We start from the raw sequence: 17,536 nt of genomic DNA on the forward strand, positions 1-17,536 counted from the left end.
ACAGACAAGGAATCGACATGCAAGCTCATCTGAATCTTCCTGCCCCGTATGCGCCGCATGCGGGCCTCGCGGCCGCGTTCGGCGCGTGCCCGCTGATCGCCATCCTGCGCGGCGTGACGCCCGCCGATGCCGCCGCGCACGGTCTCGCGCTGTACGAAGCGGGCTTCCGGATCGTCGAGGTGCCGCTGAACTCGCCGCAGCCGTTCGACAGCATTGCGGCGATTCGCCAGGCGCTGCCGGCCGATGCGATCGTCGGCGCGGGCACTGTGCTGGATCCGCGTTTCGTGCAGGACGTGAAGAGCGCCGGCGGCGAACTGATCGTGATGCCGCACAGCGACGCGGAGGTCGTCGACGCCGCGAAGGCGCTCGGCATGGCCTGCGCGCCGGGCGTCGCGACGCCGACCGAAGCGTTTCTCGCGTTGAAGCGCGGCGCCGACGTGCTGAAGATGTTTCCGGCCGAGCAGCTCGGCTGCCAGGTCGTCAAGGCCTGGCGCGCGGTGATCGCGGCCGAGGTGCCGCTGATCCCGGTCGGCGGGATCACGCCCGACAACATGGGACCGTTCCTGAGCGCGGGCGCCAACGGCTTCGGCCTCGGCTCCGCGCTGTACAGGCCGGGGCAGGCCGCGACGACCACCGCGTCGCACGCGCGGGCGTTCATCAACGGCTTGCGCATCGCGCGGGCGGGCGTGCAGCGATGAACCGGCTCGCGCACAAGATTGCGCTTGTCACCGGCGCGGGCCGCGGGATCGGCGCGGCGATCGCGCTCGCGTTCGCACGCGAGGGGGCGGCGCTGGTGCTGGCCGAACTGGACGCCGACAGCGCGCAGCGCAGCGCGCGCGCGATCGAGACTGCCTGCGCCGGCGCCCGCGTGTGCGCGGTGCAGACCGACGTCACGCAGCCCGCGTCGGTGCAGCACGCGGTCGAGGAAGCCGCGCGCGTGTTCGGCCCGGTCGACGTGCTGGTGAACAACGCGGGCATCAACGTGTTCCGCGATCCGCTCACGATGACCGACGACGACTGGCGGCGCTGCTTCGCGGTCGATCTCGACGGCGTATGGAACGGCTGCCGCGCGGTGCTGCCGGGGATGATCGCGCGCGGTGGCGGCAGCATCGTGAACATCGCGTCGACGCACGCGTTCAGCATCATCCCGGGCTGCTTTCCGTACCCGGTCGCGAAGCATGGCGTCATCGGCCTCACGCGGGCGCTCGGGATCGAGTACGCGCCGCGCAACGTGCGCGTGAATGCGATCGCGCCGGGCTACATCGAGACGCAGTTGACGCACGACTGGTGGAACAGCCAGCCCGATCCGGCGTCGGCGAAGCAGGCGACGCTCGATCTGCAGCCGATGAAGCGGATCGGCCGGCCCGACGAAGTGGCGATGACCGCGGTGTTCCTCGCATCGGACGAGGCGCCGTTCATCAACGCAAGCTGCATCACGGTCGATGGCGGGCGCTCCGTGCTCTATCACGACTGACGGGCAGCAATCCGCGCGCGCCGGGGGCGCGCGCAAGGTTCGAACCGCTTGACGCGCTGGCCGCGTGCGTCAGGTCCGGGATAAAAAAACGCGGCCATTACCTTCTCGTTCACAACCAAACAGGTCAGGAGACTCGCAACATGAAACGCAGAATATTCCTCACGCTCGTCGCCGCTGCCGCAACGGTCGCGCTCAACACGACCGCCGCGCAAGCCGCGCAGGAAGTCAAGATTGGCTTTCTCGTGAAGCAGCCCGAGGAACCGTGGTTCCAGGACGAATGGAAGTTCGCGGAAATCGCCGCGAAGGAAAAGGGCTTTACGCTCGTGAAAATCGGTGCGCCGTCCGGCGAGAAGGTGATGAGCGCCATCGACAACCTCGCCGCGCAGCAGGCGCAGGGGTTCGTCATCTGCACGCCTGACGTCAAGCTCGGGCCGGGCATCGTCGCGAAGGCGAAGGCGGACGGCCTGAAGATGATGACGGTGGACGACCGTCTCGTCGACGGCTCCGGCAAGCCGATCGCGAGCGTGCCGTACATGGGCATCTCGGCCTACAACATCGGCAAGCAGGTCGGCGACGGCATCGCGGCCGAAATCAGGAAGCGCGGCTGGAACATGAAGGACGTCGGCGCGATCGACGTGACCTACGAAGAGCTGCCGACTGCGCACGACCGCACGGCCGGCGCGACCGACGCGCTGATCGCCGCGGGCTTCCCGAAGGCGAACGTGATCCAGGCGCCGCAGGCGAAGACCGACACGGAAAACGCGTTCAACGCGGCCAACATCGCGCTCACGAAGAACCCGCAGTTCAAGCACTGGGTGGCCTACGGCCTGAACGACGAAGCCGTGCTCGGCGCAGTGCGCGCGGCCGAAGGCCACGGCATCAAGGCCGCCGACATGATCGGCATCGGCATCGGCGGGTCGGACTCGGCGCTCAACGAGTTCAAGAAGCCGAATCCGACGGGCTTCTACGCCACGGTGATCATCAGCCCGAAGCGCCATGGCGAAGAAACCTCGCTGTTGATGTACGACTGGATCACGAAGGGTAAGGAGCCGCCGCTCGTCACGCTGACCACCGGCATGCTCGCGACGCGCGATAACGTCGAGCAGGTGCGCGAGAAGATGGGCCTCGCCGCCAAATAAGGTGTGCGGCGCGGCAGCCGCACGGCGGCGGCGCGCATGCGCCGCGGGCCGGCGGCCGCCGCGCGTGGACAGTCGAGTCGGATCGCCGGGCGGCACGCGGCACGCCGCGTGCCGCCCGCGCGGGTCACAGATGCAACAGGAGGCGAAGTGTCAGCGACGCTGCGTTTTGACAATATCGGCAAGGTCTTTCCCGGCGTGCGCGCGCTCGACGGCGTGTCCTTCGACGTGAACGTCGGCCAGGTGCACGGCCTGATGGGCGAAAACGGTGCCGGAAAATCGACCCTGCTGAAGATACTCGGCGGCGAATATCAGCCCGATTCCGGGCGCGTGCTGATCGACGGCAGCGAAGTGCGCTTTCATAGCGCGGCCGCGTCGATCGGCGCGGGTATCGCGGTGATTCACCAGGAACTGCAGTACGTTCCCGACCTGACGGTCGCGGAGAATCTGCTGCTCGGCCGTTTGCCGAACGCGCTCGGCTGGGTCGACAAGGCCGCCGCGCGGCGCTTCGTGCGCGAGCGGCTGGCGGCGATGGGCGTCGCGCTCGACCCCAATGCGAAGCTGCGCAAGCTGTCGATCGCGCAGCGGCAGATGGTCGAGATCTGCAAGGCGCTGATGCGCAATGCGCGCGTGATCGCGCTCGACGAGCCGACCAGTTCGCTGTCGCACAGCGAAACCGAGGTGCTCTTCAAGCTCGTGCGCGAGTTGCGTGCCGACAATCGCGCGCTGATCTACATCTCGCACCGGATGGACGAGATCTACGCGCTGTGCGACGCGGTGACGATCTTCCGCGACGGCCGCAAGGTCGCATCGCATCCGAGCCTCGAAGGCGTGAAGCGCGACACGATCGTGAGCGAGATGGTCGGACGCGAGATCGCCGATATCTACAGCTACAAGCCGCGCGAACTGGGCGACGTGCGCTTTGCCGCGCGCGGCGTCGAAGGGCACGGCCTGAAAGCGCCGGCCAGCTTCGAGGTGCGGCGCGGCGAGATCGTCGGCTTTTTCGGGCTGGTCGGCGCCGGGCGCAGCGAACTGATGCACCTCCTGTACGGCGCCGAGCCGAGGCAGGCCGGCGAGGTCGTGCTCGACGGCAGCGCGATCAAGGTGCGCAGCGCCGGCGAAGCGATCCGCCACGGCATCGTGCTGTGCCCGGAAGACCGCAAGGAGGAGGGCATTGTCGCGATTGCGTCGGTGTCGGAGAACATCAACATCAGCTGCCGGCGCCATTACCTGCGCGGCGGCCTGTTCCTGAACCGCAAGAAGGAGGCGCAGACCGCGGACAGCTTCATCCGGCTGCTGAAGATCCGCACGCCGAGCCGGCGCCAGAAGATCCGCTTCCTGTCGGGCGGCAACCAGCAGAAGGCGATCCTGTCGCGCTGGCTCGCGGAACCGGACCTGAAGGTGGTGATTCTCGACGAGCCCACGCGCGGCATCGACGTCGGCGCGAAGCACGAGATCTACAACGTGATCTACGAGCTTGCCGCGCGCGGCTGCGCGATCGTGATGGTCTCGTCCGAGCTGCCCGAAGTGCTGGGCGTGTCCGACCGCGTGATCGTGATGCGGCAGGGGCGCATCTCCGGCGAACTGCCGCGCGGCGAAGCGACCGAACAGAGCGTGCTGAACCTCGCGCTGCCGCAGGAAACGGCCGCGCGCGCGGCGGCCTGAAGCCGGGCGCTGGTTCATCCGTCACCCATAACCCGTCAGCCCGTGACGCAAACGGGAGGAGTATTGAAATGCAAGCCAGAGAAAACCTTGCGCAGCCGGGCGTGAATCCCGTCGCCGATGCGCTGATGCCGCAGGACACCGCGAAGCAGAAGTGGTGGCAGCACGTCACCGAGTACAGCCTCATCGTGATCTTCGTGGCGATGTTCATCGTGATGTCGCTGACGGTCGATCATTTCTTCTCGCTCGAGAACATGCTCGGCCTCGCGCTGTCCGTGTCGCAGATCGGTATGGTCGCGTGCACGATGATGTTCTGTCTCGCGTCGCGCGACTTCGACCTGTCGGTCGGCTCGACGGTGGCCTTCGCGGGCGTGCTGTGCGCGATGGTGCTCAACGCGACCAACAGCACCGTGATCGCGATGATCGCGGCGGTCGCCGCCGGCGCGGCGATCGGTTTCGTCAACGGCGCGGTGATCGCCTATCTGCGCATCAACGCGCTGATCACGACGCTCGCGACGATGGAGATCGTCCGCGGCCTCGGCTTCATCGTGTCGCACGGGCAGGCGGTCGGCGTGTCGTCCGATACGTTCATCGCGCTCGGCAATCTGTCGATGTTTGGCGTGTCGCTGCCGATCTGGGTGACGCTTGCCTGCTTCATCGTGTTCGGCGTGCTGCTCAACCAGACCGTGTATGGCCGCAACACGCTTGCGATCGGCGGCAATCCCGAAGCGTCGCGGCTTGCCGGGATCAACGTGGAGCGCACGCGGGTCTATATTTTCCTGATCCAGGGCGCGGTCACCGCGCTCGCGGGGGTGATCCTCGCGTCGCGCATCACGTCCGGTCAGCCGAACGCTGCCGAAGGCTTCGAGCTGAACGTGATCTCCGCGTGCGTGCTGGGCGGCGTGTCGCTGCTCGGCGGGCGCGCGACGATCTCCGGCGTCGTGATCGGCGTGCTGATCATGGGTACGGTCGAGAACGTGATGAACCTGCTGAACATCGACGCGTTCTACCAGTACCTCGTGCGCGGTGCGATCCTGCTCGCGGCGGTGCTGCTCGACCAGCTGAAGAACCGCGGCGCGCGCGACTGACGCGCCTGACCCCAACCGGAACAAGGACCCGAACGATGTCGTCTCCTGCTCAACCCCACGCCAGCGCGGCGGACACCGTGTACGCGCGCTACCCGAGCCTGCTCGACCGCACGGTGCTGGTCACAGGCGGTGCGACCGGCATCGGCGCCGCGTTCGTCGAGCATTTCGCCGCGCAGGGCGCGCGCGTCGCGTTCTTCGATCTCGACGCGAGCGCGGGCGACGCGCTTGCCGATGCGCTCGGCGACGCGCGTCACAAGCCGCTGTTCCTGCCCTGCGATCTGACCGACGTCGACGCGCTGAAGAACGCCGTCGCCGACGTGAAGGGCGCGCTCGGACCGGTCGGCGTGCTGGTCAACAACGCGGCGAACGATCGCCGTCACACGGTGGAAGAGGTGACGCCCGCGTCGTTCGACGCGGGCATCGCGGTGAACATCCGCCATCAGTTCTTCGCCGCGCAGGCGGTGATCGAGGACATGAAGGCGGCGCGGCGCGGCTCGATCATCAATCTCGGCTCGATCAGCTGGATGCTGAAGAATGCCGGCTATCCGGTGTACGTGATGTCGAAAGCGGCGGTCCAGGGCCTCACGCGCGGCCTCGCGCGCGAGCTCGGACCCTACCACATCCGCGTGAACACGCTGGTGCCGGGCTGGGTCATGACCGACAAGCAGAAGCGCCTGTGGCTCGACGACGCGGGCCGGCGCGCGATCAAGGAAGGCCAGTGCATCGACGGCGAGCTGATGCCGGCCGATCTGGCCCGGATGGCGCTGTTCCTCGCCGCCGACGACAGCCGCATGATCACCGCGCAGGACATCGTGGTCGACGGGGGCTGGGCATGAATGCGACGCTCGCCGTCGATACGCGCTGCACGCTCGGCGAGGGGGCGCTCTGGTGCGCGCGCACCGGCCAGCTGTACTGGACCGATATCGAGGGCGCAAGGCTGTGGCGCCACGATCCGCACGCGAGCCGCACGACCTCGTGGACGATGCCCGAGCGGCTCGCGACGTTTGCGCTCTGCGCCGATCCGCACTACCTTTTACTCGGGCTGGCGTCGCAGCTGGCCTTTTTCGAGCTCGCGAGCGGCGAGACGCGCGCCATCGTCGAGGTCGAGCCCGGCATGAACACGCGGGTGAACGACGGCAAGTGCGACCGGCAGGGCCGCTTCGTGTTCGGCACGAAGTACGAAGGGTCGCCGATGTGCGCCGAAGGCGGGTTCTACCGGCTGAACCGCGATCTGTCGCTCGAACGGCTGCCGTTGCCGGCGCCGGCCATCTCGAACAGCATCGCGTTCAGCCCGGACGGCGCGACGATGTACTACTGCGACTCGCCGACCCGCGAGATTTACGCGTGCGATTACGGCGCGGATGGCGGGATCGCGAACGCGCGCCTTTTTGCCCGCCTGCGCGACGCGACCGGCGAGCCGGACGGCTCGGCCGTCGATCGCGACGGCGGCCTGTGGAACGCGCAGTGGGGCGGCGCGCGCGTGGTGCGCTACGGACCGGATGGCGTCGAGACCGCGCGCATCGACGTGCCGAGCGCGCAGCCGAGTTGCGTGGCGTTCGGCGGCGCGCAGCTCGATACGCTGTACATCACGAGCGCGCGCGCGGATCTCGATGCCGCCGCGCTCGCCGCCGATCCGCACGCGGGCGGCGTGTTCGCCGCATCGCCCGGCCTTGCGGGGTTGCCCGAGCCGCTGTTCGGCGGGGCGCCGGGGCCGCGCTGAGCGGCGTGCGCGCGGCGCGGCGGCACGCGGGCGGGGACGCCCGTCGAATACCGAAGACGCAAAGAGGCGGCCAGCCAGGGCGCCCGAACCAGGGCCGTCAGCAATGACGGCAACGTTATCTGCCTCTCGATGGAGCCTGATATGACCGTGGCCAATCTCGTTTCGTCTTCGCAGCAGCGCTCGCCAACCTCGCAGACGCGGCGCGCGCGCCTTGCGGCCGCCGCCAATCCGGTGCTGGCCGGGCCGAGCACCGCGGCCGTGGCGGTCGGCGAGGCGGCCGCCGCGGATCTCGCCGGCGTGACGCTGGCGAACGCGCAATTGCGGCTCGACGTCGCGCCGTCGCTGGGCGGCGGCATCACCCGTTTCGACTGGCGCAGCGACGGCGCGCTGGTGCCGGTGATGCGCCGCTGCCGGCAGGTCACGCCCGACACGAATCCGAACGAACTCGCGTGCTATCCGCTGCTGCCGTATTCGAACCGGATCGGCGGCGGCTGCTTCGACGTCGGCGGGCGGCGCGTCGAGGTGCCGCGCAACCGGCCGGCCGAACCGTTCCCGATCCACGGCGACGGCTGGCTCGCGCGCTGGCAGGTCGCCGATAGCGGCCGCGAACACGTCGTGCTGACGCTCGATCGCAGCGACGGCGCGCCCTACGCGTACCGTGCGGCGCAGACTTACGCACTCGACGGCGCGACGCTTGCCATCACGCTCGAAGTCGAGAACACCGGCCGCGACGCGCTGCCGTTCGGGCTCGGCATTCATCCGTTTTTCGTGCGCGACGCGCACACCGAGCTGTCGGCCGCGGCGGCCGGGCTGTGGCTGCAGGGCGAGGACTGGCTGCCGGTGCGGCACGTGCCCGCGCCGCCGGCATGGCAGTTCGGCGTGGCTTATCCGTTGCCGCCGGGGGTGGTCAATCATGCGTTCACCGGCTGGAGCGGGCAGGCTTCGGTGGTGTGGCCGAAGCGCCGGCTGTCGGTGACGGTTTCGGCGGACACCGACTACTACGTGCTGTACACGCCGCCCGACGAAGATTTTTTCTGCTTCGAGCCGGTCGATCATCCGATCAATGCGGTGAACCTGCCCGGCGGCGGCGCCTCGCACGGTATGACGATGCTCGCGCGCGGCGAGCGGCTGCGCCGCACGTTCCGCTTCACGGTCGAGCGGACCGGCCTGCGCACGGCGGCGGGCGCGCGGCGCCAGTGATCGGGCGCGGGCGCGCGCACGATGACGGGTAAAATACGCGCCACTTTCGTCATCCGCTCGCCTTGAGCCTCACCATGCCCACTTTTACCCAGATGCTCGACGACGCGTGGCAGCGCACCGGTTCGCTGCTGTGCGTCGGACTCGACCCCGAGCCCACGAAATTTCCCGGCGCGCTCGCCGGCCGCGCCGATGCGATCTTCGACTTCTGCCGCCGGATCGTCGACGCGACGGCGCCTTACGCGTCGTCGTTCAAGCCGCAAATTGCGTATTTCGCCGCGCATCGCGCGGAAGACCAGCTCGAACAGCTGATCGCGCATATTCATCTGAACCATCCGGGCCTGCCGGTGATTCTGGACGCGAAGCGCGGCGACATCGGCAGCACGGCCGAGCAGTATGCGCGCGAGGCGTTCGAGCGCTATCGCGCGGACGCGGTGACGGTGAATCCGTACATGGGCTTCGATTCGCTCGAACCGTACCTCGCGCACCCGGACAAGGGCGTGATCGTGCTGTGCCGCACGTCGAATCCGGGCGGCTCGGATCTGCAATTCCTCGATACCGCCGGGCGTCCGCTGTACCAGGTGGTCGCGCACCTGGCCGCGCAGCGGTGGAACGCGAGCGGCCAGCTGGGCCTCGTCGTCGGCGCGACCTTTCCGAAGGAGATTGCGGCGGTGCGCGCGATCGTCGGCGACATGCCGCTGCTGATTCCGGGCATCGGCGCGCAGGGCGGCGACGTCGAAGCGACGGTGAGCGCGGGCCGCACCGCGGCGGGCACCGGCATGCTGATCAATTCGTCGCGCGCGATTCTCTATGCGGGCCAGGGCGACGATTTTGCGGAGGCGGCCGCGCAGGCCGCGCAGCAGACGCGCGACCGGATCAACGCGTACCGTTGAGCGGCGCGCGGGGCGGGCCGTCTAGCGCTCGCGCTCGTCGAGCAGCGCGAGCAGGCCGCGCAGCGCATGGGCGGCCGCCTGCGTGCGGATCCGTTCGCGATCGCCCTTGAACACCATCGTTTCCACCGACGTATGCAGCCGGTTGCTCCACGCGAACGACACGGTGCCGACCGGTTTCGTCTCGGTGCCGCCGGTCGGGCCGGCGACGCCGGTGATCGCGAGCGAGACCTGCGCGCGGCTGTTGCGCAGCGCGCCTTCGGCCATCGCGCGGGCCACCGGCTCGCTGACCGCGCCGTGGCGCTCGATCAGGTCGGCGGGCACGCCGATCATTTCGCACTTCGCCTGGTTCGAATACGTGACGAAGCCGCGTTCGAACCAGCCGCTGCTGCCGGAGATGTCGGTGATCGCGGCGGCGACCAGGCCGCCGGTGCAGGATTCGGCGGTGGCGAGCATCAGGCGCTCGTCGCGCAGACGGTTGCTGACGCGGATCGCGAGCTGGTGGACGACGGAGTCGGTTGGCATGCGGATGTCCGTAAGGCTGGGAGCGGTCAGACCGCCATCCGCCACAGCGAGATCACGAGCAGCGTGAAAAACGCGGCGGCGAGGTCGTCGACCATGATGCCAAAGCCACCTTTCAGTCTGCGGTCGAAATAGCGGATCGGCGGCGGCTTCACCATGTCGAAGAAGCGGAATACGACGAACGCCCAGGCCTGACCGGCGAAGTCGACCGGCGTGACGATCAGCAGCACGAGCCAGAAGGCGACGATTTCGTCCCACACGACCGGCGACGGGTCGTCGATGCCGAGCCGCCGGGCGGTGAAGCCGGTGATCGCGATGCCGGCAAAAAAGCCGGCGACGATCAGCAGGCCCCAGTCGAGCACCGTCAGGTAGCGGTTCAGCACGATGAACGACAGCCATGCGAACAGCGTGCCGACCGTGCCCGGCGCGACCGGCGCGAGGCCGCTGCCGAAGCCGAGCGAGATCAGGTGCAGCGGATGCGACAGCATGAAGCGCACGCTCACGCGGCGGGGCGGCGTGGGCGCCGGTGCCGGCGCGCCGGGCAGGGCGCTGCCGCGCGGCGGGCCTTCCGGCGCGGCATCCGCGCGCTCGGGCGAAGAATCAGTCTGCATGGAAGTGGTCGAAGCCGTGCAAGGTCAGATTGAGCGGGCGGCCGGCGCCGTCCTGCCAGTGGATCGCCGGCGGGGCGTCCGGCGCGTCGGGTGAGGTTATTGTACCGATCCGCGCGAGCGGCACGGCGACGCTGCGGCCGGCCGCCTCGACGGCATCGCGCGCGCCGGCGGGCGCGGTGAAGCACAGTTCGTAATCGTCGCCGCCCGCGAGCGTGCAGCGTTGCTGGATCTCCGGGGACAGCCGGCGCAGGGCGGCCGAGCGCGGCACTGCATCGACCTCGACGCGCGCCTGCACGCGCGAGCGTTCGAGGATGTGCTGCAGGTCGCCCGCGAGCCCGTCGGAGAGATCGAGCGCCGCGTGCGCGATGCCGCGCAGCGCGACGCCGAGCGCATTGCGCGGCTCCGGACGATCGAGGGCGCGGCAAAACGCCGCAGCGTCTTGCGGCGCCGCCTGCCATTCGCCGCGCCGCACGCCCAGACCCGCGCGCGCGTCGCCGAGCGTGCCGGAGATCCAGATGTCGTCGCCGGGTTGGGCCGCGTCACGGCGCAGCGCCTGCTGCTGCGGCACGCTGCCGAATACGGTCAGGCACAGGTTCAGCGGCCCGGCGGTCGTATCGCCGCCGATCAGCGCGCAACCGGCGCGCTGCGCGAGATCGAACAGCCCGTCGGCGAACGCGGCGAGCCAGTCTTCGCGCGCGGCCGGCAGCGCAAACGCCAGCGTGAACGCGAGCGGCGCCGCGCCCATCGCCGCCAGATCCGACAGATTGACCGCCAGCGCCTTGTGGCCGAGCGCGTACGGGTCGACATCGGCGAGAAAGTGGCGCCCTTCGACCAGCATGTCCGTCGAAATGGCCAGCACCTCGCCCGCCCGCGGCGCGAGCAGCGCGCAGTCGTCGCCGATGCCGAGAACGGCTTCGGCCGGGGCGCGGCCTGCGGCGGCGCGGCGCGCGAAAAAGCGGTCGATCAGGGAAAATTCGGAAAGCATGAGCGGGTCGGCAGTCGCGAAAAACGGGCGAAAAAGGAGCGATAAAGGGGCGAAAAAGGCACCAGGCAGCGCGCATTGTGCAGCGTATGCACCGCGATGTCATCGCCGGGCGCGTGCCTGCGACGTGGCCGGCGATGCCGTTTCGGTCGCAACTGATATGCCCTGATAGAGGGAATCGCGCCAGATAATGACGCTACAATGCAATCGAGCCGTTATTCTAATTCCCCCTCCTCAGCCCGCCCCAGCCTTATGTCGAATCCCGCCCATACCAAGCTCCGCGAAGCCGCCCTCGACTATCACGAGTTTCCGACACCCGGCAAGCTCGCGATCACGCCGACCAAACAGATGATCAACCAGCGCGACCTCGCGCTGGCGTACTCGCCCGGCGTCGCGTTCGCGTGCGAGGAGATCGTCGAGAATCCGCTGAATGCCGCCCGCTTCACCGCGCGCAGCAACCTGGTCGGGGTCGTGACCAACGGCACCGCGGTGCTGGGTCTCGGCAACATCGGTCCGCTCGCGTCGAAGCCGGTGATGGAAGGCAAGGCGGTGCTGTTCAAGAAGTTCGCCGGCATCGACGTGTTCGACATCGAGCTGAACGAGTCCGATCCGCACCGGCTGGTGGACGTGATCGCGGCGCTGGAACCGACGTTCGGCGGCATCAACCTCGAAGACATCAAGGCGCCGGACTGCTTCATCGTCGAGCGCGAATGCCGCAAGCGCATGAAGATTCCGGTGTTCCACGACGACCAGCACGGCACCGCGATCGTCGTCGCCGCGGCCATCACGAACGGCCTGAAAGTGGTCGGCAAGGACATCGCGAAGGTCAAGCTGGTCGCCTCGGGGGCGGGCGCGGCGGCGCTCGCGTGTCTGGACCTGCTGGTCGACCTCGGACTGCCGCTGGAAAACATCTTCGTCACCGACCTCGCGGGCGTGGTCTACCAGGGGCGCACCGAGCTGATGGACCCGGACAAGGAACGCTTCGCGCGCGAGACGAGCGCGCGCACGCTCGCCGAGGTGATCGACGGCGCGGACGTGTTCCTCGGCCTGTCGGCCGGCGGCGTGCTGAAGCAGGAGATGGTCAGGCGGATGGCCGAGCGGCCGCTGATTCTCGCGCTGGCCAATCCGACCCCGGAGATTCTGCCGGAAGCCGCGCGCGAAGTCCGGCCGGATGCGGTGCTCTGCACGGGCCGCACCGACTATCCGAACCAGGTGAACAACGTGCTGGTGTTCCCGTTCCTGTTCCGCGGCGCGCTGGATGTCGGCGCGACGACGGTCACGCGCGAAATGGAGATCGCCGCCGTCAACGCGATCGCCGGGCTCGCCCGCCAGGAGCAGAGCGACATCGTCGCAACCGCCTACGGGATCGAGGATCTGTCATTCGGGCCCGAGTATCTGATTCCTAAGCCGTTCGATCCGCGCCTGATCGTGAAGGTGGCGCCGGCCGTCGCGAAAGCCGCGATGGAGAGCGGCGTCGCGACGCGTCCGATCGACGATATGGACGGCTACGAGCAGCATCTGCAGCAGTTCGTCTACCACAGCGGCACGACGATGAAGCCGATCTTCCAGGTCGCGCGCAGCGTCGAGCCGGAGAAAAAGCGCATCGTGTTCGCGGAGGGCGAAGAGGAGCGCGTGCTGCGCGCGCTGCAGATCATCGTCGACGAAAAGCTCGCGAAGCCGATCCTGATCGGCCGCCCGGCGGTGATCGAGCAGCGCATCGCGCGCTATGGGCTGCGTCTGGTCAACGGTCAGGACTACACGGTCGTCAATACCGATCACGACGAACGCTACCGCGATTTCTGGCAGGCGTATCACAAGCTGATGGCGCGCAAGGGCATCAGCGCGCAGATGGCCAAGCTCGAAATGCGCCGCCGCACGACGCTGATCGGCACGATGCTCGTGAGCAAGGGCGAGGCGGACGGGATGATCTGCGGCATGATCAGCACGACGCACCGCCATCTGCACTTCATCGACCAGGTGATCGGCAAGCGCGAAGGCTGCAGCGTCTACGCGGCGATGAACGGCCTCGTGCTGCCGGGCCGGCAGATTTTCCTCGTCGACACGCACGTGAACGTCGATCCGACGCCGGAGCAGCTTGCCGAAATCACGATCATGGCTGCCGAAGAGGTGCGCCGCTTCGGCATCGAGCCGAAGATCGCGCTGCTGTCGCATTCGAACTTCGGCAGCAGCAACGCCGCTTCCGCCCAGAAGATGCGCGATGTGCTCGAAATCCTGAAAGATCGTGCGCCGCATCTCGAAGTAGACGGCGAAATGCACGGCGACGTCGCGCTCGATCACAACCTGCGCCGCGAAGTGCTGCCCGAATCCACGCTCGAAGGCGATGCGAACCTGCTGGTGCTGCCGAACATCGACGCAGCCAACATTTCATACAACCTGCTGAAGACGGCCGCCGGCAACAACATTGCGATCGGCCCGATCCTGCTGGGCGCGGCGAAGCCGGTGCACGTGCTGACGCCGTCGGCGACGGTGCGGCGCATCGTCAACATGACGGCCCTGCTGGTGGCAGACGTGAGCGCATCGCGCTGATCCGCCGCGCATTTCACTCTCGCAAGTGAAAAAAAGGCGTGCCCGCAATGGGCACGCCTTAGGGCAGAACAGGGGAATGTCGCCCAAAATGGTTCAATCGATGCCGTACTCCCTCTAACCTGATCCAGATCGCACGCCGAGTGCGGGATCGGAGTGACGTCATCGGGAGAATTTTATCTTGATCGCGCTAATGAATTTGTCAAATCTGGTAAAGATGACGCAGCGTTGCTGCGACGCAGCGATTTAACCTTTCAATTGCCGAACAAAGATTGATTCCCGCGGCCAATAGCGATACCCTTGCATCTTTCATGGTCGTCAAACTCGTCACTTAACAGAGCGGGAACCCTGATTCATGGCACGCAGGTGGGTCCTCAACGGCGTGCTGATCGGCGCCCTGGCTTTCGGCGGTTTGAGTGCCGCCCCAACCCCCGCCCACGCGCGGGACTACGCCGCGCCCCGCACCGGGGCGGGTGGGGCAACGGGCACGGTCGCGGTTGCGCACTTGCCGCGTGAAGCTGTCGAAACTTTGAACTTGATTGCCGCTGGCGGACCTTATCCGTATGGGAAGGACGGCATCGTATTCGGCAATTATGAACGGCTGCTGCCGCCGCACCGGCGCGGCTATTATCACGAATACACCGTGTCCACCCCCCGCGCGCGGACGCGCGGCGCGCGGCGCATCGTCTGCGGGGGGCCGCTCAGGCGCACGGACAATTGCTATTACTCGGACGACCACTACCGCAGTTTTAATCGTATTGTTGAATGACATCGGGATGAACGGCATGGGCGACAACATCTACGCGCACGACTCCGGAGTCGCGACGGATCTGCTCGCGGCCGGCAACGGCAATCTGTTCCAGCGCGTCATGCAGATGCGCGATGCAAGCGGCGCGCGGGACGAGCCGGGCGCTCCCTGTGTGCTTTCATCGAACGAGGGGCCTATGGGGCTATTTCAGACCGTACGACCGAACATCGTCCAGTCGATCCGCGCATTTCGCGTGCAGGATCTCGCCGACGAAGCCAGCCAGCTTGGCCAGCATTTTCTGTATGCCCATTGCGCGAATGCGCAGTCGAAGCAGGAGGTCATGGAAACGATCGCGACATCGTTCCTGTTCCCGAAGCATTTCGGCAAGAACTACGATGCGCTGTTCGATTGCCTGACCGACCTCGTCGCGAAGGCGGGCCCGCAGCCGGGTTTCGTCATCGTGCTCGAAGCGTTGCCGGTTGCGCAGAAATTCGACAAGGAAGGGCGCGAGACGCTGCTCGACGTGTTCCGCGAGGCCTCGGAATTCTGGGCCGAGCGCAAGGTGGCCTTCCGGGTGTTCTACTCGTTCGCCTGACGCGCGAGCCAAGCCCGCCGGCGTTTCCCGCTTCGCAGCCAGCCCGCCACCCGGCGGGCTTTTTTCGTCGCCGGCGCGGCGTGCAATCGGCATCGCGCGCGGCGGCGCCTACCATCCTCCCCAGCGCGCGGCGAGCGCGGCGAGCATCGCGATGCCCGCGGTTTCCGTGCGCAGCACACGGGGACCGAGCGCGACCGCCGTGAAGCCGCGCGCGACGGCCGCGGCCTCTTCGTCCGCGGACAAGCCGCCCTCCGGGCCGATCAGCAGCGTGACGCCGCCGCGCGGCGGCTCCGTCGGAAGCGCCGCAAAGCGGATGCTCGCGCGCGGCGACAGCAACAGCCGCAACCCGTCTTCGGGCGGCGCGGGTGACAGCGCGTCGAGCCACGCGCCGATTTCGCCGACCGGCGCCACGTGCGGCAGCCGGTTGCGTCCGCACTGCTCGCACGCGGCCCGCACGATGCCTTCCCAATGCTGATGGCGGCGCTGCGCGCGCTCGCCGGACAGCCGCACGACGCCGCGCGCGGTCGTGAGCGGCACCACGGCCGTCGCGCCGAGCTCCACGGCCTTTTCGACCAGCCAGTCCATCTTGTCGCCGCCGGCGACGCCTTGCGCGAGCGTGAGCCGATAGGGCGGCTCCGCGTCGAGCGCGTGGAAGGCGCCAATCTTCGCCGTGCCGCTGCGCCGTTCGAGCGAAACCAGTTCGGCGCGGTATTCGCCGCCTTCTCCGTTGAATAGCGCGAGCGAATCGCCGGCCTTCAGACGCAACACCTGAACGTGGCGGAGGACGTCGTCGGGCAGCGCGATGACGTCCTCCGGACGCAGCGACGCGTCGATAAAAAAACGAGGCATGAAACAGCGACTCCCGGCGCGTGAATTCAGGAAAGATGGCGGGCGAGCGCCCAGCGGTAGCCGTCGAGATCTTCGATCTGCGCGAAGCGGTCGCCCCAGAACTGGTCCTGCGGCTCGCTCAGCGATTTCGCGCCCGCGGCCAGCGCGCGCGCATACACCGCATCGACGTCGTCGACGTACAGATAGAACGACTGCGGCGCGATCGCGCCGGCGCTGCGCGGGGTTTTCGCGGTCGAGCCGAATGCGCCTTCCGGCGCGAACATCACGATCAGCTCGCCCCGGTACAGCATTTCGACGTGCATGACGACGCCCTCGTCGTGCACGCTGTCGCGCACCTCGAATCCGAAGGCGGCCTCGAAAAAAGCAATGGTGGCGCGCGCGTCGCGCACCGTCAGATACGGGGTCAACCAGGGGACGCCAGGCGGGCGAAACGCAGTCATCGGGATCTCCGGGGCAGGGGCGGCACGGCGGAACGGGTGCGTCGAGGGGCAGCCGCAGCAGCGGTCCCACCCTCGCGCGCGGCCTACCGGGGCGGCTTCAGGAATGGACTGAGTTTATCGCGCACGGCGCGCGATGCGCTAAAGAGTCCGGCCTGCGCGTCGCCGTCGTACCCGATCAGGTCGGCGATCCCCCGGGCGGCGAGCCGCGCGTCGACGTCGGCGGGCGTGAGCGCCGCCGCGTCGAGCGTGTCGCTCGCGCAGGCCATCAGCCACAGCGAGCCGTAGAGCGGCACGAACGCGTTCATCGTGCGCACCACCGCGAACGCCGCGCGCAGACCCTCCAGCAGCGCGGCAGCGCGCGCCGCGTGGAAAAACGGCGAGCCCAGATGCAGCGAGACGGCGGCATCGCGCGTCATCACGCGCTTCAGGCCGCGGAAGAACGGTGCGGTGTACAGGCCGGCCGCCGGCGAGTCCGGCGGCGTCAGGTCGAACACGACCAGGTCGAACTGCGCGCGGCATGCGGCGACGTAGTCCGCCGCATCGCCCAGTACCAGCTCGACACGCGGGTCGTCGAACGCGCCGCCGTGCACCTGCGGCAGGTACTCGCGCGTGAGACGCACCACCTCGGGGTCCAGTTCCGCCACCACGATCCGTTCGATCTGCGCGTGCCTGAGCAGCTGGCGCGCCGCGCCGCCGTCGCCGCCGCCCAGCACCAGCGCCGCGCGCGGCGCCGGGTGGGCGAGCGCGTTGGGATGCACCATGCATTCGTGATAGATGAACTCGTCGCCAACCGACGTCATCGGGCGGCCATCGAGCGTGAAAAGCCGCCCGAGCTGCGGCGTATCCCAGACCTCGATCAACTGATGCGCGGACTCGACGCGCGCGAGGCAGCGGGCATTCGGGAATCCGTACAGCGCGTACGGCGTCGGCTGGAACAGCAGCGGAGCGGTCACGGGGGCGGGAACGCGGGCGCGCGCAAGGGGACGATGGTCCGATTATAGGGGCGATGCCGCGCGGATTGGCGCGCCGCGCGGCCGCCGGGGGCGTCGACCCGCGCCGAGCGGGGTACGCCGACACC

General features: G+C 68.2%; 18 protein-coding genes. 12 read left to right on the forward strand and 6 right to left on the reverse strand.

Annotated elements, in window-relative coordinates; translation table 11 throughout:
• Positions 1–17 precede the first annotated feature (17 nt).
• The 9 genes from AC3AP7_RS01260 to pyrF all read left to right on the forward strand — a co-directional run bounded on the left by AC3AP7_RS01260 (position 18) and on the right by pyrF (position 9,170).
• A complete protein-coding gene (locus AC3AP7_RS01260; RefSeq protein ID WP_475766392.1) occupies positions 18–698 on the forward strand; it encodes a 2-dehydro-3-deoxy-6-phosphogalactonate aldolase in 681 nt (226 codons plus the stop codon).
• Positions 695–1,474, forward strand: a complete 780-nt coding sequence (locus AC3AP7_RS01265) for an SDR family oxidoreductase (RefSeq protein WP_475766389.1) — start codon at positions 695–697, stop codon at positions 1,472–1,474. Before AC3AP7_RS01260 ends, AC3AP7_RS01265 begins: the two co-directional genes overlap by 4 nt.
• Positions 1,475–1,614: 140 nt before the next feature.
• Positions 1,615–2,613, forward strand: a complete 999-nt coding sequence (locus AC3AP7_RS01270; RefSeq protein WP_475766387.1) for an arabinose ABC transporter substrate-binding protein — start codon at positions 1,615–1,617, stop codon at positions 2,611–2,613.
• Between the two features lie 147 nt (positions 2,614–2,760).
• On the forward strand, positions 2,761–4,275 hold the full coding sequence (gene araG / locus AC3AP7_RS01275; protein WP_475766384.1) for an L-arabinose ABC transporter ATP-binding protein AraG: 1,515 nt from the start codon (positions 2,761–2,763) through the stop codon (positions 4,273–4,275).
• Positions 4,276–4,343: 68 nt separating this feature from the next.
• Positions 4,344–5,360: an L-arabinose ABC transporter permease AraH gene (araH, locus tag AC3AP7_RS01280; protein ID WP_475766380.1), complete on the forward strand. Its 1,017-nt coding sequence runs from the start codon at positions 4,344–4,346 to the stop codon at positions 5,358–5,360.
• 35 nt (positions 5,361–5,395) lie between these two features.
• Complete coding sequence (locus tag AC3AP7_RS01285) at positions 5,396–6,196, forward strand: SDR family NAD(P)-dependent oxidoreductase (RefSeq protein WP_475766376.1); 801 nt, start codon at positions 5,396–5,398, stop codon at positions 6,194–6,196.
• Positions 6,193–7,080, forward strand: a complete 888-nt coding sequence (locus AC3AP7_RS01290) for an SMP-30/gluconolactonase/LRE family protein (protein WP_475766374.1) — start codon at positions 6,193–6,195, stop codon at positions 7,078–7,080. The genes AC3AP7_RS01285 and AC3AP7_RS01290 overlap by 4 nt, the downstream gene beginning before the upstream one ends.
• A gap of 141 nt (positions 7,081–7,221) precedes the next feature.
• Positions 7,222–8,280: an aldose 1-epimerase gene (locus AC3AP7_RS01295; protein WP_475766371.1), complete on the forward strand. Its 1,059-nt coding sequence runs from the start codon at positions 7,222–7,224 to the stop codon at positions 8,278–8,280.
• Positions 8,281–8,354: 74 nt separating this feature from the next.
• Complete coding sequence (gene pyrF, locus AC3AP7_RS01300; protein ID WP_475766368.1) at positions 8,355–9,170, forward strand: orotidine-5'-phosphate decarboxylase; 816 nt, start codon at positions 8,355–8,357, stop codon at positions 9,168–9,170.
• Positions 9,171–9,191: 21 nt separating this feature from the next.
• On the opposite strand, the gene AC3AP7_RS01305 is transcribed toward pyrF, so the two are convergent.
• Genes AC3AP7_RS01305 through thiL form a run of 3 tightly spaced genes read right to left on the reverse strand, consistent with a single transcriptional unit; the run spans position 9,192 to position 11,285 of the window.
• Positions 9,192–9,692 carry a CinA family protein gene (locus AC3AP7_RS01305; RefSeq protein ID WP_475766365.1) on the reverse strand — a complete coding sequence of 167 codons (501 nt, stop codon included), beginning with the start codon at positions 9,690–9,692 and terminating at the stop codon, positions 9,192–9,194.
• Between the two features lie 26 nt (positions 9,693–9,718).
• Positions 9,719–10,300 carry a phosphatidylglycerophosphatase A family protein gene (locus AC3AP7_RS01310; RefSeq protein WP_475766363.1) on the reverse strand — a complete coding sequence of 194 codons (582 nt, stop codon included), beginning with the start codon at positions 10,298–10,300 and terminating at the stop codon, positions 9,719–9,721.
• Complete coding sequence (gene thiL, locus AC3AP7_RS01315; RefSeq protein WP_475766361.1) at positions 10,290–11,285, reverse strand: thiamine-phosphate kinase; 996 nt, start codon at positions 11,283–11,285, stop codon at positions 10,290–10,292. The genes AC3AP7_RS01310 and thiL overlap by 11 nt, the downstream gene beginning before the upstream one ends.
• Before the next feature lie 198 nt (positions 11,286–11,483).
• On the opposite strand from thiL, the gene AC3AP7_RS01320 reads away from it, so the two are divergent.
• The 3 genes from AC3AP7_RS01320 (at position 11,484) to AC3AP7_RS01330 (ending at position 15,169) form a co-directional block, all read left to right on the forward strand.
• Positions 11,484–13,829: an NADP-dependent malic enzyme gene (locus tag AC3AP7_RS01320; protein WP_475766359.1), complete on the forward strand. Its 2,346-nt coding sequence runs from the start codon at positions 11,484–11,486 to the stop codon at positions 13,827–13,829.
• Between the two features lie 352 nt (positions 13,830–14,181).
• Positions 14,182–14,595, forward strand: coding sequence for a ribonuclease (locus AC3AP7_RS01325; RefSeq protein WP_475766357.1), 414 nt, complete (start codon positions 14,182–14,184; stop codon positions 14,593–14,595).
• 16 nt (positions 14,596–14,611) lie between these two features.
• The gene (locus tag AC3AP7_RS01330; RefSeq protein WP_475766354.1) at positions 14,612–15,169 is read left to right on the forward strand and encodes a barstar family protein; all 558 of its coding nucleotides are present in this window, start codon (positions 14,612–14,614) and stop codon (positions 15,167–15,169) included.
• Between the two features lie 108 nt (positions 15,170–15,277).
• On the opposite strand, the gene AC3AP7_RS01335 is transcribed toward AC3AP7_RS01330, so the two are convergent.
• The 3 genes from AC3AP7_RS01335 to speE all read right to left on the reverse strand — a co-directional run bounded on the left by AC3AP7_RS01335 (position 15,278) and on the right by speE (position 17,411).
• On the reverse strand, positions 15,278–16,018 hold the full coding sequence (locus AC3AP7_RS01335) for a 16S rRNA (uracil(1498)-N(3))-methyltransferase (protein ID WP_475766352.1): 741 nt from the start codon (positions 16,016–16,018) through the stop codon (positions 15,278–15,280).
• A gap of 26 nt (positions 16,019–16,044) precedes the next feature.
• Positions 16,045–16,458, reverse strand: coding sequence for a VOC family protein (locus AC3AP7_RS01340; RefSeq protein ID WP_475766349.1), 414 nt, complete (start codon positions 16,456–16,458; stop codon positions 16,045–16,047).
• An 83-nt stretch (positions 16,459–16,541) separates the two neighbouring features.
• On the reverse strand, positions 16,542–17,411 hold the full coding sequence (speE, locus tag AC3AP7_RS01345) for a polyamine aminopropyltransferase (RefSeq protein ID WP_475766346.1): 870 nt from the start codon (positions 17,409–17,411) through the stop codon (positions 16,542–16,544).
• Positions 17,412–17,536 lie beyond the last annotated feature (125 nt).

The sequence above is a fragment of the Paraburkholderia sp. PAMB 6770 genome (assembly GCF_057748135.1).